Origin of the sequence: Micromonospora siamensis (genome assembly GCF_900090305.1) — a bacterium.
Lineage (GTDB): Bacteria > Actinomycetota > Actinomycetes > Mycobacteriales > Micromonosporaceae > Micromonospora > Micromonospora siamensis.
Genome location: NZ_LT607751.1, coordinates 336,880 through 362,479 on the forward strand (window position 1 = coordinate 336,880; position 25,600 = coordinate 362,479).

General features: G+C 71.5%; 26 protein-coding genes and 1 tRNA gene. 10 read left to right on the forward strand and 17 right to left on the reverse strand.

What is annotated here, in order from left to right; all coding sequences use genetic code 11:
* Positions 1-2: 2 nt before the first annotated feature.
* Entirely contained in the window at positions 3-458 is a 456-nt protein-coding gene (locus GA0074704_RS01510) for a GatB/YqeY domain-containing protein (protein ID WP_088968834.1), read from the reverse strand.
* Positions 459-483: 25 nt separating this feature from the next.
* Between GA0074704_RS01510 and GA0074704_RS01515 the strand changes: the two genes are divergently transcribed.
* Positions 484-1,377: a metallophosphoesterase gene (locus GA0074704_RS01515; RefSeq protein WP_088968835.1), complete on the forward strand. Its 894-nt coding sequence runs from the start codon at positions 484-486 to the stop codon at positions 1,375-1,377.
* Between the two features lie 66 nt (positions 1,378-1,443).
* Positions 1,444-1,520: transfer RNA gene (locus tag GA0074704_RS01520), tRNA-Pro, on the forward strand.
* A 65-nt stretch (positions 1,521-1,585) separates the two neighbouring features.
* Here the strand turns inward: GA0074704_RS01520 and GA0074704_RS01525 are convergent.
* From GA0074704_RS01525 to GA0074704_RS01545, 5 genes are all read right to left on the reverse strand, one after another.
* Positions 1,586-2,749 carry a site-specific integrase gene (locus GA0074704_RS01525; RefSeq protein WP_088968836.1) on the reverse strand — a complete coding sequence of 388 codons (1,164 nt, stop codon included), beginning with the start codon at positions 2,747-2,749 and terminating at the stop codon, positions 1,586-1,588.
* Entirely contained in the window at positions 2,746-2,964 is a 219-nt protein-coding gene (locus GA0074704_RS01530) for a helix-turn-helix domain-containing protein (RefSeq protein WP_088968837.1), read from the reverse strand. The genes GA0074704_RS01525 and GA0074704_RS01530 overlap by 4 nt, the downstream gene beginning before the upstream one ends.
* 73 nt (positions 2,965-3,037) lie before the next feature.
* Entirely contained in the window at positions 3,038-4,537 is a 1,500-nt protein-coding gene (locus GA0074704_RS01535; RefSeq protein ID WP_231926722.1) for a replication initiator, read from the reverse strand.
* Complete coding sequence (locus GA0074704_RS01540) at positions 4,534-4,767, reverse strand: hypothetical protein (RefSeq protein WP_088968838.1); 234 nt, start codon at positions 4,765-4,767, stop codon at positions 4,534-4,536. Before GA0074704_RS01540 ends, GA0074704_RS01535 begins: the two co-directional genes overlap by 4 nt.
* Positions 4,764-5,072 carry a hypothetical protein gene (locus tag GA0074704_RS01545; protein WP_088968839.1) on the reverse strand — a complete coding sequence of 103 codons (309 nt, stop codon included), beginning with the start codon at positions 5,070-5,072 and terminating at the stop codon, positions 4,764-4,766. The genes GA0074704_RS01540 and GA0074704_RS01545 overlap by 4 nt, the downstream gene beginning before the upstream one ends.
* Positions 5,073-6,165: 1,093 nt before the next feature.
* Between GA0074704_RS01545 and GA0074704_RS01555 the strand changes: the two genes are divergently transcribed.
* Both GA0074704_RS01555 and GA0074704_RS01560 read left to right on the forward strand, forming a co-directional pair.
* Positions 6,166-7,449, forward strand: coding sequence for an XRE family transcriptional regulator (locus GA0074704_RS01555; protein ID WP_231926723.1), 1,284 nt, complete (start codon positions 6,166-6,168; stop codon positions 7,447-7,449).
* 14 nt (positions 7,450-7,463) lie between these two features.
* Entirely contained in the window at positions 7,464-8,015 is a 552-nt protein-coding gene (locus GA0074704_RS01560; protein WP_088968840.1) for a GNAT family N-acetyltransferase, read from the forward strand.
* A gap of 38 nt (positions 8,016-8,053) precedes the next feature.
* Here the strand turns inward: GA0074704_RS01560 and GA0074704_RS28655 are convergent, their stop codons facing one another.
* The 4 genes from GA0074704_RS28655 to GA0074704_RS01580 form a co-directional block, all read right to left on the reverse strand.
* Entirely contained in the window at positions 8,054-8,791 is a 738-nt protein-coding gene (locus GA0074704_RS28655; RefSeq protein ID WP_157743570.1) for a hypothetical protein, read from the reverse strand.
* A 762-nt stretch (positions 8,792-9,553) separates the two neighbouring features.
* Positions 9,554-9,742, reverse strand: a complete 189-nt coding sequence (locus GA0074704_RS01570; protein WP_088968842.1) for a hypothetical protein — start codon at positions 9,740-9,742, stop codon at positions 9,554-9,556.
* A gap of 397 nt (positions 9,743-10,139) precedes the next feature.
* On the reverse strand, positions 10,140-10,550 hold the full coding sequence (locus GA0074704_RS01575; RefSeq protein WP_088968843.1) for a nuclear transport factor 2 family protein: 411 nt from the start codon (positions 10,548-10,550) through the stop codon (positions 10,140-10,142).
* A 95-nt stretch (positions 10,551-10,645) separates the two neighbouring features.
* Complete coding sequence (locus GA0074704_RS01580; protein ID WP_088968844.1) at positions 10,646-11,848, reverse strand: MFS transporter; 1,203 nt, start codon at positions 11,846-11,848, stop codon at positions 10,646-10,648.
* 106 nt (positions 11,849-11,954) lie between these two features.
* On the opposite strand from GA0074704_RS01580, the gene GA0074704_RS01585 reads away from it, so the two are divergent.
* Positions 11,955-12,407, forward strand: coding sequence for an adenylyltransferase/cytidyltransferase family protein (locus GA0074704_RS01585; RefSeq protein WP_157743571.1), 453 nt, complete (start codon positions 11,955-11,957; stop codon positions 12,405-12,407).
* 96 nt (positions 12,408-12,503) lie between these two features.
* Positions 12,504-13,757, forward strand: a complete 1,254-nt coding sequence (locus GA0074704_RS01590) for a calcium:proton antiporter (protein WP_172880339.1) — start codon at positions 12,504-12,506, stop codon at positions 13,755-13,757.
* 43 nt (positions 13,758-13,800) lie between these two features.
* Here the strand turns inward: GA0074704_RS01590 and GA0074704_RS01595 are convergent, their stop codons facing one another.
* A complete protein-coding gene (locus tag GA0074704_RS01595; RefSeq protein WP_172880341.1) occupies positions 13,801-14,274 on the reverse strand; it encodes a hypothetical protein in 474 nt (157 codons plus the stop codon).
* Between the two features lie 99 nt (positions 14,275-14,373).
* On the opposite strand from GA0074704_RS01595, the gene GA0074704_RS01600 reads away from it, so the two are divergent.
* Positions 14,374-15,648 (forward strand): MFS transporter, encoded by a 1,275-nt coding sequence (locus GA0074704_RS01600; RefSeq protein WP_088968847.1) that lies wholly within the window; start codon positions 14,374-14,376, stop codon positions 15,646-15,648.
* A gap of 141 nt (positions 15,649-15,789) precedes the next feature.
* On the opposite strand, the gene GA0074704_RS01605 is transcribed toward GA0074704_RS01600, so the two are convergent.
* Complete coding sequence (locus GA0074704_RS01605; protein WP_088968848.1) at positions 15,790-17,529, reverse strand: bifunctional metallophosphatase/5'-nucleotidase; 1,740 nt, start codon at positions 17,527-17,529, stop codon at positions 15,790-15,792.
* Positions 17,530-17,985: 456 nt separating this feature from the next.
* On the opposite strand from GA0074704_RS01605, the gene GA0074704_RS01610 reads away from it, so the two are divergent.
* Positions 17,986-18,564 (forward strand): hypothetical protein, encoded by a 579-nt coding sequence (locus tag GA0074704_RS01610; RefSeq protein WP_088968849.1) that lies wholly within the window; start codon positions 17,986-17,988, stop codon positions 18,562-18,564.
* 57 nt (positions 18,565-18,621) lie between these two features.
* On the opposite strand, the gene GA0074704_RS01615 is transcribed toward GA0074704_RS01610, so the two are convergent.
* On the reverse strand, positions 18,622-19,254 hold the full coding sequence (locus GA0074704_RS01615; RefSeq protein WP_231926724.1) for a histone deacetylase: 633 nt from the start codon (positions 19,252-19,254) through the stop codon (positions 18,622-18,624).
* Positions 19,251-20,033, reverse strand: coding sequence for a phosphodiesterase (locus GA0074704_RS01620; protein ID WP_088973378.1), 783 nt, complete (start codon positions 20,031-20,033; stop codon positions 19,251-19,253). The genes GA0074704_RS01615 and GA0074704_RS01620 overlap by 4 nt, the downstream gene beginning before the upstream one ends.
* Positions 20,034-20,235: 202 nt before the next feature.
* Here GA0074704_RS01620 and GA0074704_RS01625 point away from each other — a divergent pair, with 202 nt between their 5' ends.
* Positions 20,236-21,657 carry a GGDEF domain-containing protein gene (locus tag GA0074704_RS01625; RefSeq protein ID WP_088968850.1) on the forward strand — a complete coding sequence of 474 codons (1,422 nt, stop codon included), beginning with the start codon at positions 20,236-20,238 and terminating at the stop codon, positions 21,655-21,657.
* Positions 21,658-21,661: 4 nt separating this feature from the next.
* Here GA0074704_RS01625 and GA0074704_RS01630 read toward each other — a convergent pair whose 3' ends face one another.
* The 3 genes from GA0074704_RS01630 to GA0074704_RS01640 all read right to left on the reverse strand — a co-directional run bounded on the left by GA0074704_RS01630 (position 21,662) and on the right by GA0074704_RS01640 (position 24,526).
* Positions 21,662-22,132: a GNAT family N-acetyltransferase gene (locus GA0074704_RS01630; RefSeq protein ID WP_269458911.1), complete on the reverse strand. Its 471-nt coding sequence runs from the start codon at positions 22,130-22,132 to the stop codon at positions 21,662-21,664.
* 61 nt (positions 22,133-22,193) lie between these two features.
* Positions 22,194-23,255 carry an aspartate-semialdehyde dehydrogenase gene (locus GA0074704_RS01635; protein WP_088968852.1) on the reverse strand — a complete coding sequence of 354 codons (1,062 nt, stop codon included), beginning with the start codon at positions 23,253-23,255 and terminating at the stop codon, positions 22,194-22,196.
* Between the two features lie 5 nt (positions 23,256-23,260).
* Complete coding sequence (locus GA0074704_RS01640) at positions 23,261-24,526, reverse strand: aspartate kinase (RefSeq protein ID WP_088968853.1); 1,266 nt, start codon at positions 24,524-24,526, stop codon at positions 23,261-23,263.
* 270 nt (positions 24,527-24,796) lie between these two features.
* Here GA0074704_RS01640 and GA0074704_RS01645 point away from each other — a divergent pair, with 270 nt between their 5' ends.
* On the forward strand, positions 24,797-25,570 hold the full coding sequence (locus GA0074704_RS01645; protein WP_231926726.1) for a hypothetical protein: 774 nt from the start codon (positions 24,797-24,799) through the stop codon (positions 25,568-25,570).
* Positions 25,571-25,600: the final 30 nt, after the last annotated feature.

A 25,600-nucleotide genomic window follows, 5' to 3' on the forward strand; every position in this document is an offset into this window, starting at 1 on the left:
AGTTACAGGCCGAGCTGCCGGCGTACCTCGGCGGCGACCCGACCCCCCTCGGCCCGGCCGGCCACCGCGGTCTGGGCCGCCTTCATGGCCGGGCCCATCTGCGCCTTGCCGGTGAAGCCGCCCGCGGCGAGCGCCCCCGCGACCAGCTCGGCCAGCTCGTCGTCGGAGAGCTGCTTCGGCAGGTAGCGCTCCAGCACCTCGCCCTCGGCGGTCTCCTTGCTGGCCTGCTCGGTCCGGCCGGCGTCGGCGAAGGCGGTGGCGGCCTCCCGCCGCTTCTTCGCCTCCTTGGTCAGCACCGCGAGCACCTCGTCGTCGGTGAGCTCGCGCTTGGCCTTGCCGGCGACCTCGGCGGTGCCCACGGCGGCCAGCGCCATCCGCAGCGTGGAGGTGGTCAGTTCGTCGCGCGCCTTGAGGGCTGCGCGCATGTCGGCGGTGAGACGGTCCTTCAGCGTGCTCATGGTCGGTCAAACTACCCTGAACGCCATGCGAAAGCGCACACTATTCCGACTCGCGACCGCCACCGCCGTCACCGGCGCGGCCACCCTCGCCTACGCCTCGCTCGTCGAACGCAACAGGTTCACCCTGCGCCGGTACGACGTGCCGGTGCTCACGGCGGACGCGGAACCGCTGCGCATCCTGCACGTGTCCGACCTGCACATGATGCCCGACCAGCGGCGCAAGCAGGACTGGGTGGCCTCGCTCGCCGCCCTCGACCCGGACCTGGTGGTGGTCACCGGGGACAACATGGCGCACCCCGCCGCCGTGCCCGGCGTGCTGCGCGCCCTCCAGCCACTGCTCGACTTCCCCGGCGCCTTCGTCTTCGGCTCCAACGACTACACCGGGCCGGTCTGGAAGAACCCGTTCACCTACTTCCTGCCGGACCGGGAGTACACCGAGGGCGTCGAGCTGCCCTACGAGGAGCTGCGCGGAATCTTCACCGGCGCCGGCTGGGTCGACCTGAACAACGCCCGTACCACCGTCAAGGCCGGCGGCCGGGCAGTCGAACTGCTCGGCGTCGACGACCCGCACATCGAACGGGACGACTACGCCGCCGTCGCCGGCCCCGCCTCCCCCGCCGCCGACGTCACCATCGCGCTCAGCCACTCCCCCGAGCCGGCCGTGCTCGACCGGATGGCCGCCGACGGCTTCGGCCTGCTGCTGGCCGGGCACACCCACGGCGGCCAGGTCTGCGTGCCCGGGTACGGCGCCCTGGTCACCAACTGCGGCCTGCCCCGCTCGATGGCCCGGGGGCTGCACCGCTGGCCGGGATCCGACTCCTGGCTGCACGTCTCCGCCGGTCTCGGCACCCACCCGACCGCGCCGATCCGGTTCGCCTGTCCGCCGGAGGCGAGCGTGCTCACCCTCATCCCACGCTGAACCCGGTGCCGGGGGGTACCGAGTTTGACCTTCGGAGCGGGTGGGCTACTATTTGTCGGCACGCCTCGGGGTGTGGCGCAGCTTGGTAGCGCGCTTCGTTCGGGACGAAGAGGTCGTCGGTTCGAATCCGGCCACCCCGACCAGGTGAGAGGGCACATCCGATCGTTGGATGTGCCCTCTAGTGCATCCTGGGTGACCAACTGAGTGACTACGCCTCAGCAGCCGGCGCGAAGATCCGATCCATGACCGCCGCGCCCTGGAGCATCACCGGCCGGAGCTGGTGCCGGTAGACCTTCTCCGTGACGGTGGTGCCGGAGTGGCCGCACAGGTCGGCGATGGCCTCCAGGCTGACCCCGCTGTCGGAGAGCAGCGACACGAAGCTGTGCCGCAGCTCACGAGGAGTCCAGGCGGCCGGGTCCATGCCGGCCAGGGTGACCACGCGGCGGAAGGCCCGACGGACGTTGGCCGCATCGAGGGCAGTGCCGACAGTGGTGGCGAAGACCAGTCCGAGCGCGTGCCAGTCCTTGCCGGCAGTCTTGCGCTCCCGGTCCTGACGCTGGCGGTGCAGAGCCAGCGCGGAGACGCACCGGGCAGGTAGAGCCAGGGTGCGTCGTGACTTCTTGGTCTTGGTGTCGCCGCCGGCCCGGACGGAGTGCCACACCTGCACGGAGGGCGGCAGCGGCGGATCGCTGTCGGGTCGGCCGTCCAGGTCGACGCGATCCCACGTCAGGGCGCGCAGTTCCTCGGTACGCGCGCCGGTCAGCAGCGAGAGCACGACGTAGGCGTGCAGCCGGGTGCCCTCCGCAGCATCGAGGACCGCCTTGGCTTGGTCGAGAGTGAGTGACTTGGAGGGCCGGCCCTCCTGGCCGCGCGGGACGGAACAAAGCGCGACGACATTGCGCTTCACCTTGTCCCGGGCCATGGCTCGATTGATCGAGCGGTTAAGGCACCCGTGCAGGTCGCGGAGGGTGCGAGTGCTGAGGGTGGTGGCCTTGTCGGTCAGCCACCGGTCGACGTCCTGGGCGCGAAGCTCGCGTAGCTTCCGGGCGCCCAGCGCCGGGATGATGTGGGTGCGGCACAGGATCTCGCACTTGGTCTTCGTGCGATCAGATCGGCCGTTGAGTCCGTAGGTGAGCCAGTCGGTGACGGCTTCGGTGACGGTGTAGTGGTGCTCGGCTATGGCGAGCCCGTCTTCGTAGTCGCGGATCTTCTCCCGCAGTTTGGTGCGGGCTTCGGTCTTGGTCTTGCCGCTGCCTTTGCGCACGATGCGCTTGCCGGCCGGGGTGTAGCCGACGGTGACGGTGGCGATCCAGCGTTGCCGGGACTCGTCCCAGTGCAGGCCGCCTTCTCCTCGGGCGCGGCGGGTGGTCATCGGGTGCCTCCTTCCATGGCTTCGTGTTGGAGCAGGTCGACGTAGGCGGTGATCGCGGTCGCGGGGACGAGCCGGGTGCGACCTTGCCGGACGGTGCGCAGCCGGCCGGCGCGGATCTGTTCGTAGATCACGGTCCGGGACAGGCTGAGCAGTCGCATGGCCTCGGTGATCCGGTAGAGCGCCCGGTCCGGGGCGTCGATGGCGGGTGCGGTCAAACGGGGTGGTCCTTCCTGCTAGGGGTCGTGGGCTTTGACACGTAGGTGTCAAGGAGGCGTTGACACGTACGTGTCAACCGTGGAGGTGTTCGCGCGTGGCCTCGCGGCCAGCTTCTGCTCGCTCGCGGGCCATCGCGGCGGCGGTGTTGGCCAGGAGCGCGTCGCCGGTGGTGAGCCACCCGGAGCCGGTGTAGGCCAGGGTGTTGATGACCACCGTCGTTTCGGCGTCGTGCTCCTGGTCCTGGTCGTGGTCGACGGTGCGGCGCCACACGACGCGGGCGTCGCGCAGGATGCGGAAGGTGACCGAGTAGCGGCGGCTTTTGGTGAGGAAGTGGCCGCCGAACCCGAGCATGTGCGCCCACCGCCGCAGGCCCGACCAGCCGGGAGCGCAGCCGAGGGTCCACGCGGCGTCGATGAGCCGTTCGGCGTGGGTGCCGTCGGGGTTGGCGTACAGGTCGACGGTGTCGGTGGTGAGCCGCCGGGAAACGTGCCCGGTCGCCTCGGTGGACTTAGTGGCGTACTTCGCCAGGTAGGCGGCGACCATCGTGTCGGTGATGTCGCCGTCGCCAGCCAGCCGGACCGGGCGGATGTCGGCGTAGCGGCCCTTGCCTTCGTCGCCCCACGCGATGTGCCAGCCGGCCGGGTGGTGCGGGTGCCCGTCGGTGCCGAAGCGGGTGGAGGCGGCGGCGTGTTCGACGGCGGCCACGAGGTCGAGCAGGCCGAGCGGAGCCGGTGGGGGGACGACCGCGCCGGGGCAGTCGGGTTCGACGCCGTCGAGGCGGATGATGACGTGGTAGTGGACCACGCCGCGTCGCTGCATCTCGGCGACCTTGCCGTAGGACAGGCGGAAGGAAGCCGCGGGGAGTCCGAACGCGCGGGCGGTCTTGGCCAGCTCGCGGCGGATGCCGATGGTGGTGCGCCGCCACAGCTCGCCGGCCTGGTTGTTGAAGACGACCTGGGCGTGGTGGTCGTAGCAGTCCAGGCACAGCGGTGTCCCGAGCGCCTTCTCGTCGGCGGCGTGGAGCCGGTCGCAGCGCAGGTCGACACCGTGCGGGCACAGCGTCTCCGTGCGGCGGGGGCGGCAGGGGATGGCCTGCCCGGTCTTGCTGGTCCGGCGGGTGTGCACCGCGCCGAAGCTCGGGGCGGTCAGCGTGACGAAGACGGCCGGGTGCCCGCAGACGTTGGCGGGGATGCCTTTGCCGCCGACGAGGCCGGCGCGGATGAGGTGGAAGGCGTCGCGGCGGTAGACCTCGGCGCAGGAGGGGCAGACGGAGGCGCGGCGGTTGCCGCACGGCTTGTAGATCTGCCCGTCGGGCATGTCGTCGGTCGACGCCAGCGATAGCAGTTCCCCGGTGGCCGGGCTGACGGTGGCGCACTCGCCGGTCAGCCGCACGGGGCGGGTGCAGCCGGCGGCGGGCCACACGTGGTCCAGCCACGCGAAGTAGGTGCCGGTGGCGGCTCGTTGGAAGCCCGACTCGGCGGCGGTGACCGCACGACGGCCGATGTGGGCGTGGGGGTGTGGTCCCGGGCGGTGGGTGCCGCCCGGGATCACGGGTGTAGCGGTCAGGGTCACGCGGCGATCCGCGTGCCGGGGATGGGCAGCTCACCGTAGATGCGGGTGAGCAGACCGGCGTAGTAGCCGGGCACCTGGGCGCGGTGGTTCTCCCACAGGAAGAGCAGCCGCACGAGCAGGTACACCTGAGGCAGGGTGATGCCGTCCCGGTCAGCCAGGATCTTCATCCGGCCGATCAGTTGAGTCGGTTCCCAGCCCCGCGACAACCGGGCCAGCCGAAGCGGACTCATGCCGCCACCACCGAACCGGCGGTGGCCTGCCGCCAAGCGGTCAGCGAGTTCGGGCGGGTCACCCGACGGTGCATGCGACGGAACTTCGCCGCGATTGACATCGCGTCGCCACGACTGTCGACACCGGGAAGCAGCCCTTCCCACTCCTGCCACTGGCAGCGGTCCAGGGCGGCCTTGATGCGGGCACCGATGTCCCGCACCGTCTCCCACCCGAGGGCCTCGATCTGGTCCCGCACCAGGCGGGCCATGTCCTCATACGGCAGGTTGCCGTGGGTGGCCCAACGGGCACCAGCGGCGAAGAACACCGCCTGCAACTCCCACTCGGTCAGGGAGCCCAGATCGGCAGGTGCCGACGCCTCGCGGCCGGTCGGCAGGTGGAACAGCTTGGCCGACGTCTCCGACGTCTGACCGACAGGAACGGCGCACGGAACAGGGACAGGGATCGGAGCGGGGACAGGGTTGGTGACGGGTCGCGGTCCGGGGGCCTCAACAGGGGTCGAAGCAACGAGCGAGCCAGGAAACCCTGAGACGGGCATGGAGGCCGCGCGTGCCGAGGTGTGACCCGAGGCAGCAGGTACAGGGACGCGGGTACGCTGAACAGGCATCGTGTGGTCCTTTCGCAGGGGAACCGATGCGCCCGGCCTCAGCGAGGTGCAACTCGCTGGGGCCACCTATTTGGATCAAATACAGCATCGGTGCTGTATCGCGGCCGACTTTACAGCACAGGTGCTGTAGACGGAAGGATCGACGCTACTTGCTGTGGCGAGGGCGCGACGCGGCCCAGCTCTTGACCGTGCGAGGGCGCCAGACCGGCGACCGACCGAACATCCGCTCTGGGGCGGGAGCCTGCTCCCGGGCCACGTACGCCGTCCAGGTGCCGCGCGTGATCCCGAGGTAGGCGGCGCATTCCGCCGCTGTCCACCAGTCGTCGGGCAGCTCGGACGGATCGGTCGCGGGAATCATCACCGCTCAGGATACGGGACGGGGCAGCACCCACGCTGTAGCGAATGCTGCCCCTTGCTCCGCTGCCGCTGTGCTTCCGAATCGCCCGTCGCCGGGTCCGGGTGGCGCCGTGGTTGATCCGGATCATGATGTAGATCTGCAAGCTCAGCAGAGCCGTCCCAGCGATCATGGCGATCGCCGGCATCAGCAGAGAACTGGCCATGGCGCTGCCCTCCCCATCGCTACCCGCTCGTCACGGTGTGCCTCTTTGGCTCACACTGAGAGTGGCGTAATCGATCAGGACCTATCGAGGTCCCGATCGGGACCTCTGACGGACCACTGAGGGACAACCGAAGGACATCCGTTGAGCGACGCTGTGCAATGCGCGACCGTCGACGTAGGAGCCCAGAGCGAGGAGGGGAACAGGTGGTAAGCACACGCCGCACACCCCGAACCATGCTGGAGTACCTCATCCAGCAACGCGAACGCACCTACGAGGAGATGGCCGACGCCTTCCTCCGCCTGGAGGAACCCGCCGCGATCAGCGCCCGCCACCTTGGCCGACTGGCCAGAGGCGAGCGAGGTACGGCCGGCGCAACGCCCGCTACGAGGCGAGCGCTACAGGCGATGTTCGGCATGCCGCTTGAAGAACTCCTCCGGCCCTGGACTCCGGAACTTGTCATAGCCCAGCCGGCTACCGACGACGGCTCATTGGTGCTGCCGTCACCCGGCAACGAAAGGAGTCTGATCAGAATGGCAGCCGAACGAGCCCGTCGCTTCACCCTCCTCGCCGCCGAGAGCACAACGCCGGAGGCGGTCGAGCAGCTCCGCGACGACGTCCAGCGCCTGGCGCTGGCCTACCCCCAGCGCCCACTCACCGAACTGCTCGGCGACATGGTCGAGACCCAGGACACCCTATTCGCCCTGCTGGAGCGGAGGCAGACGCCGCAGCAGGCCAGGCAACTGCACTTCCTCACCGCCGTCACGAGCGGCCTTCTGGCCAAGGCGTCCCACGACCTCGCTGACCCGCACGCCGCGATGCTGCAAGCGCGCACCGCCGTGCTCTGCGCCGACCAGGCCGACCACAACGGGCTGCGCGCCTGGCTTCGCGGCCTGCAATCCATGGTCGCCTATTGGGCAGGCCGTTATGCCGAAGCCGTTCGGTACGCGGAGGCTGGCACCAACATTGCCGCCAGCGCCGCCGGCACGACCTCCGTCTGGTTGCCCGTCAGTGCCGCCCGCGGCTACGCGGCACTCGGCAACAGCGCCAAGGCCCTCAGCGCGATCCGAGCGGCAGAGGAAGCGTGGAACCGCGTCGAGCCGGACGAGGTCGACGAGCTGGGCGGCATCTGCACGTTCAATCAGCCCCGGACGCTCTACTACGCCGCCGACGCGCTGGCCTGGCTCCCCAACGAGGCGGGCCAGGCGGTCGACTTCTCCACCCGCGCCGTCAACGCCTACGCCAACCCGAACGACCCGGCGTGGGCCTTCGGTGACCAGGCCGGATCGCACTCGGACCTGGCGATCGCACGGATCGCCGCCCGGGACCTGGAGGGCGCCGTCGAGGCCGTCACGCCGGTGCTCGAACTGCCGCCGAGCCAGCGCATCAACGGGATCATCCACTCCGTGCAGCGCGTGCACCAGGCCGTCACCCGGGCCGGGCTGGGAGCCGAGGGACGCGACCTGCTCCAGCAGATCGAGGACTTCACCAGCACGCCGCTGAAGGCCCTTCCCAGGTAGGGCAAGATCGGGGCATGTACCCCGTGACGTTGAAGGGCCGCGCCGTCATCCTGCGAGAGTTCCGCAGCGACGACGCGGCCCCTTCTCTTGCCCTCGTAGGCGACGAGCGCGTTACCCAATGGCTCTCGTTCGACAACCGGGACCTAGAGGCCGCGACGGCGATGATCGAGGGAGCGGTGGCCCGCGCCAAGACGGAGCCCCGCAACGAGTACTACCTAGCGGTGACCATGCCGAGTGACGAGCTGATCGGGTTCGCTCGGCTCGGCCTCGACGGTGTGAAGGCCGCGAAGCTCGGCTACGCCATTCGTGCCGACCAGTGGGGGCACGGGTATGCGACCGACGCGGCAAGGACCCTGACCGACTTCGGCTTTCGCGAGTTGGGCCTACACCGCATCTCCGCAGCGATCGGACCTGACAACGCCGCTTCCGTCGCTGTGGCAGAACGCCTCGGCATGCAGTACGAAGGCCGTATCCGGCACCACGTGTTCACCAATGGGACGTGGCGCGACTCACTCCTCTATGCGGTTCTTGAAGACGAGTGGAGACAGCCTCCGGCGCGGCATTAGTCGCGTCGCCCCCCCCCCAGTTCGATCCCGCCGCCCGACTAACGAGAAGCCTCAATGAACTGTCGAGAGGTGATCGTCTCCACGAACCAGTACATCCCGTCGTCGCCAGCCTCCGGTGCACCCCCCATGATCCGGCTCGGATCTTCTCCGGGCTTAGGGAGCGGTAATCGAAGCCCCTCAGGCGTGGGATGAGTTACCTGGGACCGCTTGTAGGAGGTGGCAGTTAGCCACATGCCGGCGTCGTTGCGCAGCGGGCCGAGACGAGCGTTGTCGCGCAACGAGTTGCGGTCATCTGGCCAGAAGGGCTCGTTGTAGGACACCACCAGGTCAAGGTCGGCGGCCGAGTTGGGCTCCATGATTCTGGAGAGTCTGGCTCCGAAGTGATCGTCCGTGATTTCAGGTAAAGGGTCGGGCAGGGCTGCAGCTTGGCGAAACTTGGGTCGCTGGAGATCCCACATCCAGCGGATGCGTGCAATGCGAAACACTCCCGGCCCGAGTTGTTGACCCGGGAAAGGACGGCCCTTTCGCGGGATCGTGTGGCTGATGAAGTCACCCCGAGCCGAGATGGCATTAGCGGCCCTTCGGTCAACCCTGACATGGAAACGATGACCGGCAGGGTGGTCTTCGTTCGGGCCGTGGACGGAAAGATGGAATGCTTCCAGCTCAGAATGAGGGTCGAGATAAAAGTCTGTCTTCTTCGCGGTGATGCGCCAGATGTTGCCGAGCACTGGGGAGTCGCCGGCAGTTAGGGCGACATAGATCTGCTTCTTGCTCACTTGGCCAGCGTAGGTGCAGGCTGGCTCATGTTCCACTCGGATATCCATGGCGCGAGTCCGACTAAGACCGTCGAGGGCCGAACGCCAGGAGGGCGTGGCAGCTATGGCGATTCGGTGAGAACTTTCTATACGTCTTCAAGGCGGCCCGCTTCGCAGGCCGCGCGCGCCGCCGACCAGGGGCCGGCCCCAACGGGGCCGCCGCTCGGGGACCCCGCCGCCTTGGCGCAAGCGCCCGGCGGCACCCCGGCGGTAGCAGCCCCGCCGGCGGCGCGAAGAGGATGCGAAGAAGCCCCGGCCCGCCATGATCGTTGGTAGGGCCGGGGCTGTGATGGTGATCGGAGCACGGGCAGTGCCTCCGGCGGGGTCCTCGGGCACTCCGGGATGGTGGCGCCATCCCGACAACCTCCGTCCGGGCAAAAGCCGAGCAGGTGGGGCCCACCCGGTCAAGGTCGTTCAGACAGTGGGGTGCTCCACCTTGACCGGGTAGGCCCCACCCACTCCACGGTGTGCGGACGAAGGCCGACGGGATGGCAAGGCTGGCAGCAACGGCGGAACCCAAGAAGCTCACCAACGGTGGATCTCAGTAGACGAAGCAACGAGGCACTGGGCATCAGGCCAACCGTGTCACCAGTAAGAACCCGCGTAACCTCATGCGTGTTATCTCGCGTGTTATCTTGGTAGAAGTTAGAACTCGAAGTTCAAAGCGAAGGGCGAGGGACCAGGCCAAGTTGGCCGCAGTCCCCCGCCCCGGGAGTTGGCTAACTAGTTCTCGTCGCCAGGTTTGCGGCCATCGTTGACGAGAACAAGCACCAGCAAGACCAGCAGGACGAGCTCGGTGAGTCCGGGCTCGTCCCTGCCGGTCGCCGCGTGCAAGTTGGCGACCACTTCGCAGGCCAAAGCCAGGTTCACGAGTGAGCCGGACCGCTGGTCCTTCCCCTCTGGGGTGATCATCGAGTTCCCTCTCTTCCGGGTACCCCCTCCAGGGGGGCTGCAGCACCTCCTGGAATCGGAGCCAGCCCGGAAAAGCGGTCGGTAGATCACACCGCACCCAATCGTAACTGAGAGGCACCCGCCGGTTGAAACCGGACGACTGCGGGGCGCGTCGGGGGCACCTTGGGTGACTATCTGGGTGACGACGGACCCGAACATGGACGGACGACGGCGGACACCGGCGGACCGCCGCAGCAGCTCGTCCGCCCACGCCAACCAGCTACGAGACCATCGGTCGTTCCTTCGGGACGAAGAGGTCGTCGGTTCGAATCCGGCCACCCCGACCGAGATGGGCAAGGCCAGGTGAGAGAAAATCTCACCTGGCCTTTTCCGTGTCCGCGGGCAGGCCGCCGGGGCGCTACGAGGTGGACGCGGGCGGCGGGGCGAGCACCTCGGCGATCAACTGGGTGTCGGTGTACTCGGTGACCTCGGCCACCTTGCCGTCGCGCAGCACGAAGATCCAGCAGTACCGGTTCGGGTAGGGACGACCCGCCGTCGTGACGCTGTGGTTGCGGGCCTCGACGACGACCACGTCTCCGTCGGCCACGAAGCGCTCGGCGCTGACGATGTTACGGCCGCCGAACTGCTCCGCGAGCGGACCGAGCAGCTCGGCCAGCACGGCACGCTTCCCCTGGTAGGTGCGCGACCACGCGGTCCGCCCGATGATCGTCCAGCGGACGTCGTCGGCCAGCGCGTCGACGAACGGCCGCCCGTTGCCCTTCGCGGTCTCGGCGAAGACCCCTTGGAGGAACGCCTTGCTGCTGAGCACCTGGCATCCCTCCTGATCGGACGGTACACGGTTCTCCCATTGTGCGCCCTGGCCCTCGGCCCGGGGGTCCCGAGCCGAGGGCACCGGCCGACGAACTAGCGGAGCGGCACCGGCCGGGCATCGGGCGTCCCGGCCAGCAGTGCCGCCGACAGCGCCGCACAGCCCGCCGCCGCCACGAAGATCAACCCTGGCGACGCGTACGCCAGCAGCCACCCGAACGCCGCGCCGGCCGTGACCGGCACCACGGTCTCCGCCAGGGCGCCGATCCCGGTCAGCGCCCCCTGCACGGCGCCCTGCTCGTCTGCCCGGACGATGCGCGAGATCCACGACTGTGCCGCCGCCCCGGCGACCGAGCCGAGCACGCCGACCGCCACCAGGACGTAGAGGAGCCAGGGCACGGTGACGAACGCCGTACCCAGCAGCGACACCGCACCGACCAGGCTGCCCGTCACGGCGGCCCGCTTCTCGCCGAGCAGCCGGACGACCGGCCCGACGGCCCGGGCCTGGAAGACCGCGCCCGCGAGCGCGCCGGCGGCCAGCACCACACCGACCCGGGTGGTGCCCCAGGCGAACTGGTACGTGAGGAAGAACGCCCACGTCGACTGGTGGACCATCCGGGCGACGTCGGCGCAGAGGCGCGCGTACGCGAGCCGCCCGAGCACCGGCCGGCGCAGGACGGCACCGATCGCGCCGACCGGGTTCGCCGCGCGCAGGGTCAGCCGGGTGGTCCGGTCGCCCGGGCGGGACTCGGGCAGCACGAACCAGCCGTAGGCGACGTTGGCGAGGGAGAGCGCCGCCGCGGCGAGGAACGGCAGGCGTACGTCGACCGCGCCGAGCAGACCGCCGATGACGGGTCCGGCGACGAAGCCCAGCCCGAAGGCGGCCCCGATCGACCCGTACGCGCCGGCCCGCCGGTCGGGCTCCGTGATGTCCGCGATGTAGGCGTTGACCACCGTGTACGTCCCCGCGCAGGCCCCGGCGAGGGCGTGGAACGCCAGCAGCGGCCAGGGGCCGGAGGCCGTGGCGTGGGCGAGCCAGTCGACGCCGAGGCAGGTCAGCGAGGCGAGCAGGACGGGCCGCCGGCCGTACCGGTCGGATAGGCGGCCGAGCAGCGGTGAGACGACGAACTGGAGCAGGCCGAAGGTCGAGCCCATCAGGCCGGACCAGAGGACGGCCGACCTGGCGTCCGCGGTGACGGCCGTCAGCAGGGCCGGCAGGATCGGCACGATCAGGCCGAGCCCGAGCATGTCCAGGAAGACGGTGACGAGGAGGAAGGAGAGGGCGGGCGCCCGGCGCATTGCGGCTCCTGAGTCGGGAGAAGGGCAGGGCCCCTCCCGACCCACGGCGTGCCGAAGGTACGGAGGATCAGAATATCGATGCCGTCAACTGACTTTTGGAGTCGCCATGCGAAACCCGGACACGAGTACGGCCGCCACGTCGCGGGTCTACGTCGACATGGTCGGCGACCTGTTCCACGCGGGTCACGTCTCGCTCCTGCGGGAGGCCCGCCGCCACGGTGACCGGCTGGTCGTCGGCGTGCTGTCCGACGACACCGCCGCCTCGTACAAGCGTCGTCCCATCATGACGCTCGCCGAGCGGGTCGCCGTGATCGAGTCGTGCCGGTACGTCGACGAGGTGATCGCGGACGCCCCGTTCCGGGTGACCGCGGAGTTCCTCGCCGCGCATGGGATCAGCACCGTGGTGCACGGTGACGACCTGTCGCCCGAGGGGGCCGAGTTCGTGTACGGGCCCGCTGCGGCGTCCGGACGACTCGCCTACGTCCGCCGGACGGGAGGGATCTCCACCACCCAGTTGATCCAGCGAGTGCTCGACGCGGCGGCCTCCGGAGAGGAATGACCGCCTCCGTCCCACCCTCTTGGTCGGGGCGTCCCGTAACGGACGGAACGACGAACGTCACGAGCGGTCGGCGGATCTTTCTGGCAGAGTTGTCCGATGAGCGCGCTGACCCGATCCCGCCTGACCGACTGGACCGTCGTCGTACCCGTGCTCGCGGTCCTCGTTCTGGCCGTCACCTGGAATCGCGAACTCCCCGGCTACGTGATCGCCGTGGTGGCCGCCCTGCTGGCCGGCGCGGTGCTCGCCGCCGTGCACCACGCGGAGGTGGTGGCGCACAAGGTGGGTGAGCCGTACGGCTCCCTGGTGCTCGCCGTCGCCGTGACGGTCATCGAGGTCGCCCTGATCGTGACGCTGATGGTCAGCGGTGGGGACAAGGCCCAGGCACTGGCCCGGGACACCGTCTTCGCCGCCGTGATGATCACCTGTAACGGCATCCTCGGCCTGTCCCTGCTGCTCGGGGCGCTGCGCAGGGGCGTGGCCGTGTTCAACCCGGAGGGGACCGGCGGTGCGCTCGCCACCGTGGCCACCCTCGCCACGCTGAGCCTGGTGGTGCCGAGCTTCACCACCAGCCGGCCCGGTCCGGAGTTCTCCCCGGACCAGTTGGCCTTCGCCGCGGTGGCGTCGCTCGCGCTCTACGGGCTCTTCGTGGTGGTGCAGACCGGCCGGCACCGCGACTACTTCCTGCCGGTCGAGACGGTGGGCCGGCCCGCCGGCGCCACCAGCCGGGCCGTCGCCCCGGCTCGGACCGTCGCCCCCGTCAGGCGGGCCGGTGATCCCGCAGCCGAGCCCGAAGGCGGCACCGCCGGACGGGCGGGCGACGCGACCAGCCGGGCCGCCGGCGACCCCGAGGGGCCGGTCGACGCCGACGGTGACGGGCACGCCGACCCGCCGAGCACGAGGGCCGCCCTGCTCAGCCTCGGACTGCTGCTGGTCGCCCTGGTGGCCGTGGTCGGCGACGCCAAGACGGTGTCGCCGACGATCGAGGCGGGGGTCTCGGCGGCGAACCTGCCGCAGTCCTTCGTCGGCGTCGTCATCGCCCTGCTGGTGCTGCTGCCGGAGACGCTGGCCGCCGCCCGCGCCGCCCGCCGGGGCCGGGTGCAGATCAGCCTCAACCTGGCGTTGGGCTCGGCCATGGCCAGCATCGGCCTCACCATCCCGGCGATCGCGATCGCCTCGATCTGGCTGGACGGCCCGCTGCTGCTCGGCCTCGGCGGCACCCAGCTGACGCTGCTGGCGTTGACGGTGGTGGCCGGTGTGCTGACCGTGGTGCCGGGACGGGCGACGCTGCTCCAGGGCGGGGTGCATCTGGTGCTGATGGCCGCGTTCGTCTTCCTCGCCGCCAGCCCGTGAGCGGCCGCCAGCCGGTGACCGGCCGGCCCGGCGCCGGCCGGGCTCAGTCGTGCAGCTCGGTGCGGGCGACCTCAGCGAAGGCCGCCTCCAGATAGCCGGCGAGCGGCCGGCGGGTCAGGGCGAGCAGGTCGGCCACGAGCAGTGGTCCGTGCCCGGCGACGGCGGCCGGCCCGGGCGCCGCCTCGTCGTCGGCTGGCTCGTAGACGCCCAGGGCGGAGGCGAGCAGCACCAGCAGCACGTGCGGGTCGACCTCGGGCCACCACTGCCCGGCGGAGCGGACGCAGCCTGCCAGCACCCGCCGGACGTCGTCGCCGTCCAGGCCGTCCGGGTTGGTCTCCTCCAGCAGCAGCCGCACCACGGCGCCGAGGACCAGCCCGGACCGGTCGGCCGCGGCCAGCCGGGCCACCGCCGGCTCGTAGGCCTCGGCGTCCCGGGCCTGCGCCGCCGCCACCGCTTCCTGCGCCGTGGACGCGATCTCGCGGGCAGGTGCGGGCAGGTGTCGCCAGGTCACGCTCACCGGTCGAGCATTACAGAACCCTCCGACAGCCTCGGCGGCCACCCGGTCCGGCGGTAATCCGGTCGCGGGTTGTCGCACCTTACGAAGAGAATCCCTGCCATGCTGCGCCGCTCCCTCCCTCGCCGCCCGGAAGCCCGCCGGATGCTGGTGGGCACCCTCCTGTCGGCGATCGGTCGGGGGCTGACCCTGCCGTTCCTGTTCATCTACCTGACCGACGTGCGCGGGCTCTCCGACCCGCGCGCCGGCCTGGTGATCGGCTGGTACGGAGCGGTGACCCTGCTGCTGTCCCCGCTGGGCGGCACGCTGATCGACCGGTTCGGCGCTCGCCGGGTGGTGCTGCCCTGTCTGCTGATCGAGGCGGCGGGCACCGGCGGGCTGGCGTTGGTCGACTCGACGGCGTCGGCGTTCGTGGTGGCCACGGTGATCGCGGTGGGCAGCTCGGCGATCTGGGCGGGCCAGAACACCATCCTGGCGTCGCTCACCGACGCCGACGAGCGGCAACGGGTGTACGGCTTGAACTTCGCCCTGCTCAACCTCGGCATCGGCGTGGGCGGGTTGACCTCCGGGGCGATCGTGGACACCGCCCGGCCGGCCACCTTCCAGCTGATCTACCTGCTCGACGCGGCGAGCTACCTGGTGCCGGCGCTGATCCTGCTCAGCCTGCCCGCGGTGGGGCACCGGCTGGCCGCCGCCACCATCGCCGACCCGACCGGGCCGCGGGGCGGCTACCTCACCGTGCTGCGGGACCGACCGTTCCGCCGGCTGGTCGTCTTCGGCCTGGTCCTCACCACCTGCGGGTACGCGCAGGTCGAGGTGGGCTTCACCGCGTACGCCGTCCGGGTCGCCGAGGTGAGCCCGCGGGTGGTGGCCTGGGCGCTGGCCGGCAACACGGTGATCATCGTGCTGGCCCAACTGCTGGTCCTCCGGCACATCGAGGGGCGCAGCCGGACCCGGGCGCTGGCCGTGGTGGGGGCGTTCTTCGCGCTCGCCTGGCTGGCCCTCGGCGCCGCCGGCCTGGTCGGTCCGGGCAACGCGCTGCTGGCGGCGGGCGGGGTGGTGGCCTGTGCGGCGATCTTCGGCTTCGGCGAGACCCTGCTGTCACCGGTGATGCCGGCGCTGACCAACGCGCTCGCCACCGACGAGCTGCGCGGCCGGTACAACGCGATGAGCTCGATGATCTTCGGAGTGAGCGGGGTGATCGGTCCGGTGACCGCCGGGCCGCTGATCGGCGCGGCGGACGGGCGGATCTGGGTGGCCGTGGTGGTCACCGGCTGCCTGCTCGCCTCGCTGTTGGCGCTGTCGCTGCGACCGATGCTCTCCCCGGAGCAGGACGGCCGGCCCGTGGCCCGCGCCGAGGAGCCGGTCCCCGCCTGACCGGGCCGCTCCGGCCGACCTGCCGCATTCTGCGCCTACCCGGCCCCGTGAAGGCCCGGTATGCCCCACCCGGCGAACGGATGAGAACGAGTACGGGCCCCGGAGCGGCTGCTCCGGGGCCCGTACGCGTGGTGCGGTGGATCAGGCGGCCGGGACCTCGGCCGTGGTCCGGATCCGGTTGTCGGTCGGAGCCGAGACCGGCGACTTCTCGCCCAGGTAGGCGATGAAGGCGTCCAGGTCGACCGGGCCGGTGACCAGGTTCGTGCCGCCCTTGAGGACGCTGAACCCGTCACCGCCGCCGGCGAGGAAGTTGTTCACGGTGATCCGGTAGGTGGCGCCGGTGTCGACCGGGGTGCCGCCGATGGTGAGGCTGCCCCGGACGACGCGGGTGCCGGCGCACGGGTTGTCGGTCGGCGCGCTGGTGCCGGCCGGGTCGAAGACGTAGTTGACCGTCGAGGACGGCTGCAGCGTCTTGCCCTTGGTGCCGAACTGCTGCTCCAGCATGCAGTAGAGCTGCGCACCGGTCAGGTCCAGCGTCACCAGGTTGTTGGTGAACGGCTGGACGGTGAACGCCTCCTCGTAGGTGACCGGGCCGGCGTCCAGGTCGGCGCGGACACCACCGGGGTTCATGAACGCGGCGACCGCGCCCTGCTCGTTGTCGGTGGCGGCGAGCTGCGCGTCGGCGATCAGGTTGCCCAGCGGGGACTCACCGAGGATGCAGGCGGGTGCGTCGGCCGGGCAGGTGCCGGTGAGCACCTCCTGGGCCCGCGGGATCGCGGCGCTGGTCGAGCCGACCACCTTGGTGGCGACCGGACCGAGGGCCGTCTTGTAGCGGTTGATCAGGTCGGTCTGCGCCGGGTCCTTGGCCTGGTCCCGGGTGACGACGACGTTGTTCGCCGTGGCGGTGAGCACGTCGCCGGTCTTCCGGTCGATCTTCAGGTCGATGTCGGTGACCAGGCGACCGAAGGAGCTGGCGCTGGTGACCAACTTGCCGTTGATCTCGCAGTTGTACGCCTGGTGGGTGTGCCCGCTGACGACGGCGTCGATCGACGGATCCATCCGGTTGACGATGTCGACGATCGGGCCGGTGAAGTTGGCGCAGCCGTTGATGTCCGAGCCGGTGCCCTGGACGCCGCCCTCGTGCAGCAGCACGACGATGCTCTGCACGCCCTTGGCGCGCAGGATGCGGGCGTACTTGTTGGCGGTCTCGGCCTCGTCGGCGAAGCTCAGGCCGGCGACGCCGTCCTGGCTGACGATGTCCGGGGTGCCCTCCAGGGTCATCCCGATGAAGCCGACCTTGACCCCGTCGACCTTCTTGATCGAGTACGGCGGCAGCAGCGGCTGGCCGGTCGCGGTCTTGAACGCGTTCGCGGAGAGGTACTGGAAGTTCGCGCCCAGGTACGGGGTGCCGTCGGCGCAGCCGTCGACCGGGTGGCAGCCGCCGTTCTGGATGCGGAGCAGTTCGTTGGCGCCCTCGTCGAACTCGTGGTTGCCGACGCTGGCGACGTCGAGGCCGGCCAGGTTGAGCGCCTCGATGGTGGGCTCGTCGTGGAAGGCGGCGGAGAGCAGCGGGGAGGCGCCGATCAGGTCACCGGCGGCGACCGTGATGGTGTGCTTCTGCTCCTTCTTGGACTCACCGCGCAGCTTCTTGAGCTCGGTGGCCAGGTACTCGACACCACCGGCGGGAACGCCGTTGATGGAGCCGCTGGAGCCGGACGGCGGCTCGAGGTTGCCGTGGAAGTCGTTGATGGCGAGCAGCTTGACGTCGACCGGCTTGGGCCGGGCGTCCGCCTGGTCGGGGGCGACGGCGACCGAGCCGAGCGCGGTCACGGCGAGCGCGGTCAGGCCGTACGCGGCCCGACGCATCCCGGGGATGGACATGGAACTCCTCGTGAGATTCGGCGCACCGCCCGGGGCGCTCTGTGTGTCGCGCCGGGCGAATGGCGACGCCGGTGACGGGGGTCGATCACGGGCTGGCAGCGGTGAGGTCACGACGCTGCCCGAGACAGCGTCTCATCCGTTCCGCGATCGGTCGACCGGGGGAAGCACACCAGCGTCGGGGAACGGGTACCGATCCTCCCGACGTTTCCGACATGACGGGCAGGTGAATTCCGGGTCGGACCGGGCGCAGCCCGGATAGAACTGGACGGATGAGGCGACGTTGGCCGGACGGCCGACGATGTCGCGGGGCCGGGAAGGGGCCCGACCGGCGGCTCGACTTCCCTGGTCGGGCCCATGGTCGCGGCACTCGCTCCAATGTGAACGGATTTTCTGGGTTTGTGGCGACGGGCAGGGGTATCGAAAGCAGGCACGGTCAACCGAGAGAAGGAGAAATTCATGCGAGCAACTCGCTTCGGCACCACTCTCGTCGCCCTGAGCACCGGCGCGGCCCTGTTCCTCGGCAGCACCGGAGCGGCCCAGGCCGCTCCGGTCAGCCAGAGCAAGGCCGCAGCTCCCGCTGCGGCACCGTCCGCGTCCGCGGTCAGCACGCCGGTCACCGGTAGCTTCACCGACACCCTCGGCGGCGTCGGCACCTTCGCCGGCACCTTCACGCCGACCCGGTTCGTCAGCCAGAACGGTCAGCTGGCCGCCGTCGGCACGCTTACCGGCACCCTGACCAACTCGGCCGGGACCTCGCTCGGCACGGTGACGGAGCTGATCACCGTGCCCGTGGCGAACATCGCCGGCACCTGCGACATCCTCAACCTGGACCTCGGGCCGCTGGACCTGAACCTGCTCGGCCTGCGGGTGCAGCTCAACGAGATCAACCTGGACATCACCGCGGTGCAGGGTGCCGGCAACCTGCTCGGCAACCTGCTGTGCGCGGTCGCCGGCCTGCTCGACGGCCCTGGCGGCCTGAGCGGCGTCCTCAACGGCGTCGTCGCCCTGCTCAACCGGATCCTCGGCGCCCTGTAAGCGCCTGAGCGGGAAAGCGTGGGGGCGGTCCGGAAGGGCCGCCCCCCTTTCCGCGCGTCAGCACGTCGCCACCAGATCGGCGACCGCCGTCCGCTCCCACCGGCCGGCCACCCCGCGCAGCCCGGACAGGTGGTCGACGATGCGCTCCACCGGCCAGCCGTGCGCCTCGCGCAGCCCGGCGGCGAGCATCCCGAGGTAGGCCGGCGCGGGCGCGTTCCACTCGACGTCGCCGGCGTGGTGCGGCGCGGTGAAGGTGAGCATCGGCAGGCCGTCGCGGGTGCCGACCCGCAGCAGCGTCTCGTACCGGCCGGGGCCGAGGGTGGCCCGCCCGGTGGCGACCGCCGTGGCGACGCCCGCCAGGTCAGCCCCGGGCGAGCGGTACATCTCCTGCGCCGCGAGGTCGGCGAACTGCTCCGAGGTGAGCAGCCAGGCCCGGGCCGCCGCGGTGCCGGGCAGCTCCGGGTCGTAGAAGGCCATCCCGCCGGTCCAGGCCCGTGACTCCCCGGCGAAGTAGACCCCGCCGGGGACCAGCACCGCCGCCGAGCGGCGCGGTGGCCGGCCGTCCCGGCAACCGGGGTACGACCGCAGCCCGCCCATCGGCCGTCCACCGGTCAGGTAGCAGCCCAGCCGGGCGGCGGACATGTTGGAGCCGTACGCGACGTACCAGAGCGGCGGCATGCCGGCGCTCACCAGCCGACGGTGAGCCCGGCGGCGTGACTGACCTGCACCAGGTGGGTGACGCAGCCGCCGTCGGCGATCCGGTGCAGCAGGAACCCGCTCGGCTCGGCGACCCAGCCGGCCTGCTCGTCGGCGCCGAACGCCAGCGCCCCCTGCTTCCAGGTGCTCGGCGCGACGGTCAGCACGGTGCCGGCGAAGCCGGCCGTGACCGTCCGGTGCAGGTGGCCGGCGGCGATCCGGACCACGTGCGGGTGGCGGGCGACCACCTCGGCCAGCGCGTCGCCGTCGGCGAGCCCGATCGCGTCGGCGGCCGGGATGCCGACGGGGACCGGCGGGTGGTGCAGGCAGACCAGCGCGGGGACGTCGGGGCGACCGGCCAGCACCCCGTCCAGCCAGCCCAGCTGCTCGTCGCCGAGCCGCCCGCCGCCGTCCCCGCCGGGGGCCAGCGAGTCCAGCACCACGACGGTCGCCTCGGGATGGTCGACGTGGTAGTAGGCGGAGAAGCCGCCGCCGAGCCACGGGGTGCCGCCGAACGCGTCGAGCAGCGACTCGCGGTCGTCGTGGTTGCCGGGGACCAGGTGCACCGGCAGCGGGAACCTTCGGATGATCTCGCGCAGGGCCGCGTACTCGTCGGGTCGGCCGCTGCCGACCAGGTCGCCGGTGACGACGACGCAGTCCGGTCGCGGACGTTGGGCCAGCACCCGGCCCAGCGCGCGGTGCAGCCCGGCGGCCGGCTCGGCGGCCAGCGGGCCGGTGGTCACGTGCGGGTCGCTGAGCTGGGCGATGAGCACCGGGACCTCCCGCGGTCGGGTCACCCACACGCTACCGCCCGGCATCGGCCTGCGGGACCCCACAGGCCGTGTCCACAGCCTGTGGATGGAACATGTGTACGAAGGCGCCGTGACGATCTTGACGGTGGGCGGAGGTGCCCCTCGCTGAGTACGCTTGATCTCGCCACCCGGCACCGGCCCGGGCCCTCCCACCAGGAACGACGTGGATCACGAGCGAGTCATCCGAGACGTCACGGTCCGCCTGCCGATGGCGTCGACCGCCGTCGAGGCGTGCCAGTGGACCGTCACCGCGCTGGCCCGCTACACCCCGGCCACCGTCTCCGTCCTGCTGCGCGTCCACGGTCGGCTGCGCTGCGTCGCCGCGACCGGCTCCTGGCAGGTCTTCTCCACCGTGGCACCGGGTGACGGCATCGTCGGGCGGGTCTACCGCTCCAACCAGGGGGCCACCGTCGCCGACGTCACCGCCGACCCCGACTACCTCCCGGTACGCCCCGACGTCACCGCCGAGCTGTGCGTACCGGTGCGGGACCCGGCGGGCCGGGCGATCGGCGTGCTCGACCTGCAGTGGAGCGGCGGGGCGGAGCTGGACCGCTGGCGGGAGACCGCCGAGCGGCTGGCCGACCGGCTGGGCGCCCGGATCGTGGCGCTCGGCGGCACACCGCCGGAGAGCCGCAGCGAGAAGCTGCTCCGGCACGCCGCCGCCCTGACCGCCGCCCCCGACCAGTGGCAACTGCTGACCGAGGCGATCGGCGCGGCCCGGGACGTCTCCGGCCTCTCCGCCGCCGTGCTGGTCCTCGCCGGCCGGAACGGGCCCCGGGTGAGCGGGCCGACCGACGCGCCGGGCGAGCTGGAGAGCCGGGTCCGGGCCGAGCTGACCGAGGCCGGGCCGGACGCGCTGGGCGGGATGATCGCCCGAGCCCACCGGCACGGCTCCGGCTACACCCTCGGCGAGTCCGGCCACCGCCCCACCGGGGAGTACGAGCCGCTCAGCCGGGCCGGCGTACGCACCCTGATGGCGGTGCCGGTCGGCACGCCCGACGCCGGTGGGGTGCTGCTGGTCGCCGACGAGCGGCTGCTGCGCCCCGACCCGACCACGGTCAACCTGATGGAGCTGCTCGCCGGGCAGGCGTGGACCTGCCTGGACCGGCTGCGTACGCTTGCCCGGCTCCGCGAGCAGGCCAGCTCCGACCCGCTGACCGGGCTGCGGCACACCGGCCCGTTCGGCCAGCGGATCGCGGCGGCCACGCCGGGGCGTACCGCCCTGCTCGCCATCGACGTGGACGGCTTCAAGGACGTCAACGACACGTACGGCCACCAGGCCGGTGACCGGCTGCTGGTCGGGCTGGCCCGGGCTCTGGAGGGGGCGCTGCGCCAGGGCGACGAGCTGTACCGGATCGGCGGCGACGAGTTCGTCGCGGTGATCGAGGTGAGCCGCCCCGACGAGGCGGTCCGGATCGCCGAGCGCCTCACCGAGGCCGCCCGCGGCATCGGCCGGACGATCAGTGTCGGCGTGGCCCTGGCCCAGCCCGGTGAGGCCCCGGATCGTGCCCTCACCCGCGCCGACCAGGCCCTCTACGCGGTGAAGCGGCAGGGCCGCGACGGCGTGCGCCTGGCCGCCGCCTGACCCCCTACAGCAGCTTGCGCATCTGGACCCGGGTCACCTCGAAGCCCATCTCCTCGTAGAGCGCCCGCGCGCCGAGGTTGTTGCCGAAGACGCTCAGCCCGATCGATCTGACCCCGCGTTCGCGGCAGATCCGCTCGACCGCCTGCATGATCATCCGGCCGTATCCCTTCCGCCGCAGGTCGGGGCGCACCTCGAAGTCGTAGCCGAAGGCGTGCGTGCCGTCCGACTTCTCGTCGAGGTGCAGCCAGACCATGCCGACCTCGTCGTCGGCGTCGTACGCCGTCCAGAGGTGGTGACCGGCGCTGGCCAGCCCGTCCGGGAGCAGCTGCCGGTAGTCCTCACGGGCCTTCTCCCGCGCCTCGGGCAGCGGCATCACGCCGGCAGCGGCGATGTTCTGCGCGTAGTCGGCCTCCGCGCTCTCGCGGTAGCGCGCGTACTGCTGGTCCGTCATCGGTACGAGTCTCAGCGTCGGCACCCGGCCACCATATGTCCGGCGGGGGTCGTGCCGCTGCCCGCGATCCCAGCGGCGGGGCCGGTCAGGAGCGGGTGAGTTCCCTGGCGAGGAGTTCGGCGATCTGGGCGGTGTTCAGGGCGGCCCCCTTGCGCAGGTTGTCACCCGTCACGAAGAGGTCCAGGGCGCGCGGATCGTCGACGGCGCGGCGGATCCGGCCGACCCAGGAGGGGTCGGTGCCGACCGCGTCGATCGGCATCGGGAACTCGCCGGACGCCGGGTCGTCGACCAGGATCACGCCGGGGGCGTTGCGCAGCGCCTCGCGGGCCCCCTCAGCGTCGACCTCGGTGCCGAAGACGGCGTGCACGGCCACCGAGTGGCCGGTCACCACCGGCACCCGTACGCAGGTGGCGGAGACCTTGAGGTCGGGCAGGCCGAGGATCTTGCGCGACTCGTTGCGCATCTTCAGCTCCTCGGAGGACCACCCGCCGTCGGCCAGCGACCCGGCCCAGGGCACCACGTTGAGCGCCAGCGGGGCCGGGAACGGGCCGAGCTCGTCGCCGACCGCCTGCCGCACGTCACCCGGGCGGGAGCCGAGCGCCCGATCCCCGGCGATCTTGCCGAGCTGGGCGTGCAGGGTGTCCACGCCGGCCTGACCCGCCCCCGAGACCGCCTGGTACGAGGCGAGGACCAGCTCGCGCAGGCCGTACTCGCGGTGCAGGGGCGCGATCGCGACGATCATCGCCAGGGTGGTGCAGTTGGCGTTGGCGACGATCCCCCGGGGCCGGTTGCGCACCTGCTCCGGGTTGATCTCGGGAACCACCAGCGGCACGTCGCGGTCCATCCGGAACGCCCCGGAGTTGTCCACCGCCACCGCGCCCCGGCTCACCGCGATCGGCGCCCACTCGGCGGAGACCGCGTCGGGCACGTCGAACATCGCGACGTCGACGCCGTCGAACGCCTCGGCGGTGAGCGCCTGGACGGTCAGCTCCTCGCCCCGGCAGAGCACCTTGCGCCCGACCGAGCGTTCCGAGGCGAGCAGCCGGATCTCGCCCCAGACGTTGCGCCGGGCGGAGAGGATCTGGCACATCACCGTGCCGACGGCACCGGTCGCCCCGACCACGGCGAGGGTGGGCAGCCGTGCCATCCCCGCTACCGCCCGGTGCCCGCGTAGACCACGGCTTCGCTGTCGCCGCCCAGCTCGAACTGGTCGTGGATGGCGCGGACCGCCTTGTCCAGGTCGGTGTCGCGGCAGACCACGGAGACCCGGATCTCCGAAGTGGAGATCATCTCGATGTTGACGCCGGCGGCGCCGAGGGCGGCGAAGAAGCCGGCCGCCACACCGGGGTGCGACCGCATGCCGGCGCCGATCAGCGAGACCTTGCCGACGTGGTCGTCGTAGAGCAGGCCCTTGAACTTGACCGACTCCTGGATCTTGCTGAGCGCGGCCATGCCGGTGGCGCCGTCGGTCTTGGGCAGCGTGAACGAGATGTCGGTGCGGCCGGTCCCCTCGGTGGAGACGTTCTGCACGATCATGTCGATGTTGATCTCGGCGCCGGCGACGGTGTCGAAGATCTTCGCGGCGGCGCCCGGCTCGTCCGGCACCCCGACGATGGTGATCTTCGCTTCGCTGCGGTCGTGGGCGACGCCGGTGATCAGTGCCTGTTCCACGGGGAGGTCCTCCATCGATCCGGTGACCATCGTGCCGGTGTTGGTCGAGTATGACGAACGGACGTGGATCGGCAACCCCGCGCGGCGCGCGTACTCCACGCTGCGCAGATGCAGCACCTTGGCCCCGCAGGCGGCCAGCTCCAGCATCTCCTCGTAGGTGATCTGCTTGATGTGCCGGGCGTTGGGCACGATCCGCGGGTCGGCGCTGAAGATGCCGTCCACGTCGGTGTAGATCTCGCAGACGTCGGCGTCCAACGCGGCGGCGAGCGCCACGGCGGTGGTGTCCGAGCCGCCCCGGCCGAGGGTGGTGACGTCCTTGGTGTCCTGCGAGACGCCCTGGAAGCCGGCCACGATGACCACCGAGCCCTCGTCGAGCGCGCCCTTGAGCCGCCCCGGGGTGACGTCGATGATCCGGGCCTTGCCGTGCACCGAGGTGGTGAGCACGCCGGCCTGCGAGCCGGTGAACGAGCGGGCTTCGTACCCCAGGTTGTGGATGGCCATGGCGAGCAGCGCCATGGAGATCCGCTCCCCGGCGGTGAGCAGCATGTCCAGCTCGCGGCCCGGCGGCAGCGGGCTCACCTGGTTGGCCAGGTCGAGCAGCTCGTCGGTGGTGTCGCCCATCGCGGAGACCACCACCACGACGTCGTCGCCGGCCTTGCGGGCGGCGACGATGCGCTCCGCCACCCGCTTGATCCGCTCGGCGTTGGCGACGGAGGACCCGCCGTACTTCTGCACCACGAGTGCCACGACGGTGCACTCCCTCCCGGCGTCCCTGAGCGTGCCGACGCCGCCGGGATCCGGTCCGGCGGCGCGTGTCAGACCCTGCCAGGGTATCGGGCCCGCTCCGGCGCCGGGTCGGGTGATCCCACCATCCGGCCTGCCCAGGGCCGCCCAGGGTCGGCGGCCAGGCCGTCCCACCAGGGCCGCGAGGGGGTACGCCGGCCGCGCGCGACGGCCGCGACACGCCGGTCGGAACGGGCACCCCCGCGCGCGCCGACGGCACCGCAGAATGACCCCGTGCATGCCCAACTCCGCGCGGCCCGCCGGCTGACCGCCCCGCTCGCGCTTCTGCTCCCGGCGCTGCTCGCCGCCTGTTCCGCAGACCCTCCCGCCGAACCACCGGCGAGCGAGGAGCCGGCCCCCGCGTCGATCGACACGGCCCGGGACCGGCTGGTCGCGCTCGCCGCGGCGGCCCGGGACCGGCACCTCACCGCGACGTACACGCTGAGCGGGGCCGACGGCGGGGACCGGACGATCGCGGTGACCACCGCGAACGACGGGACCTGGCGGGTGGACGTCCCGGGCGGGGCGGGCGGCGGCACGATCGACGTCTCGGTCGCGGCCACCGCCGACGGGCTGTTCCAGTGCGCGCTGCCCTCCGCCGGCCATCCCGAGGGGGCGGGCTGCGTCCGGATCGGGGACCCGGGCGACCGGGTTCCGGCACCGGTCGACCCGCGCGTCCAGCACCCGTTCACCGACTGGCCGAAGGTGCTCACCGACCGGCAGGCCCCGCTGGCCGTGTCGACGGCGAAGGCGCCGGCCGGAGTGAGCGGGACCTGCTTCTCCGTCGACACGACGTCGGCCTCGCTCGACGCGCCGCTGGACGTGGGCATCTACTGCTACGAGCCGGACGGGACGCTGACCCTGCTGCGCAGTGCGCTGGGCACCCTCCGGCTGGCCGGGCCACCGGCGCCCGGGCCGGCCACCGTCGCCCTGGCCGGGCCGGTGGTGCCGAGCGGCCCGTGGGAGACCGGGGCACCGCCGGCCGCGGGGCCGACGACAACGCCCTGACCAGGGCCGGGTTACGGGTGCCGTTGCCCA

Bases quoted from the DNA above. Each gene is read 5' to 3' on its own strand.
- GA0074704_RS01635 (WP_088968852.1), bottom strand. From the start codon at position 23,255: ATGGCACGGCTGCCCACCCTCGCCGTGGTCGGGGCGACCGGTGCCGTC.
- GA0074704_RS01560 (WP_088968840.1), top strand. From the start codon at position 7,464: ATGTACCCCGTGACGTTGAAGGGCCGCGCCGTCATCCTGCGAGAGTTC.
- GA0074704_RS01580 (WP_088968844.1), bottom strand. From the start codon at position 11,848: ATGCGCCGGGCGCCCGCCCTCTCCTTCCTCCTCGTCACCGTCTTCCTG.
- GA0074704_RS01515 (WP_088968835.1), top strand. From the start codon at position 484: ATGCGAAAGCGCACACTATTCCGACTCGCGACCGCCACCGCCGTCACC.
- GA0074704_RS01525 (WP_088968836.1), bottom strand. From the start codon at position 2,749: ATGACCACCCGCCGCGCCCGAGGAGAAGGCGGCCTGCACTGGGACGAG.
- GA0074704_RS01610 (WP_088968849.1), top strand. From the start codon at position 17,986: ATGCGAGCAACTCGCTTCGGCACCACTCTCGTCGCCCTGAGCACCGGC.
- GA0074704_RS01585 (WP_157743571.1), top strand. From the start codon at position 11,955: ATGCGAAACCCGGACACGAGTACGGCCGCCACGTCGCGGGTCTACGTC.
- GA0074704_RS01570 (WP_088968842.1), bottom strand. From the start codon at position 9,742: ATGATCACCCCAGAGGGGAAGGACCAGCGGTCCGGCTCACTCGTGAAC.
- GA0074704_RS01540 (WP_088968838.1), bottom strand. From the start codon at position 4,767: ATGAGTCCGCTTCGGCTGGCCCGGTTGTCGCGGGGCTGGGAACCGACT.
- GA0074704_RS01555 (WP_231926723.1), top strand. From the start codon at position 6,166: ATGCTGGAGTACCTCATCCAGCAACGCGAACGCACCTACGAGGAGATG.
- GA0074704_RS01510 (WP_088968834.1), bottom strand. From the start codon at position 458: ATGAGCACGCTGAAGGACCGTCTCACCGCCGACATGCGCGCAGCCCTC.
- GA0074704_RS01590 (WP_172880339.1), top strand. From the start codon at position 12,504: ATGAGCGCGCTGACCCGATCCCGCCTGACCGACTGGACCGTCGTCGTA.
- GA0074704_RS01605 (WP_088968848.1), bottom strand. From the start codon at position 17,529: ATGTCCATCCCCGGGATGCGTCGGGCCGCGTACGGCCTGACCGCGCTC.
- GA0074704_RS01600 (WP_088968847.1), top strand. From the start codon at position 14,374: ATGCTGCGCCGCTCCCTCCCTCGCCGCCCGGAAGCCCGCCGGATGCTG.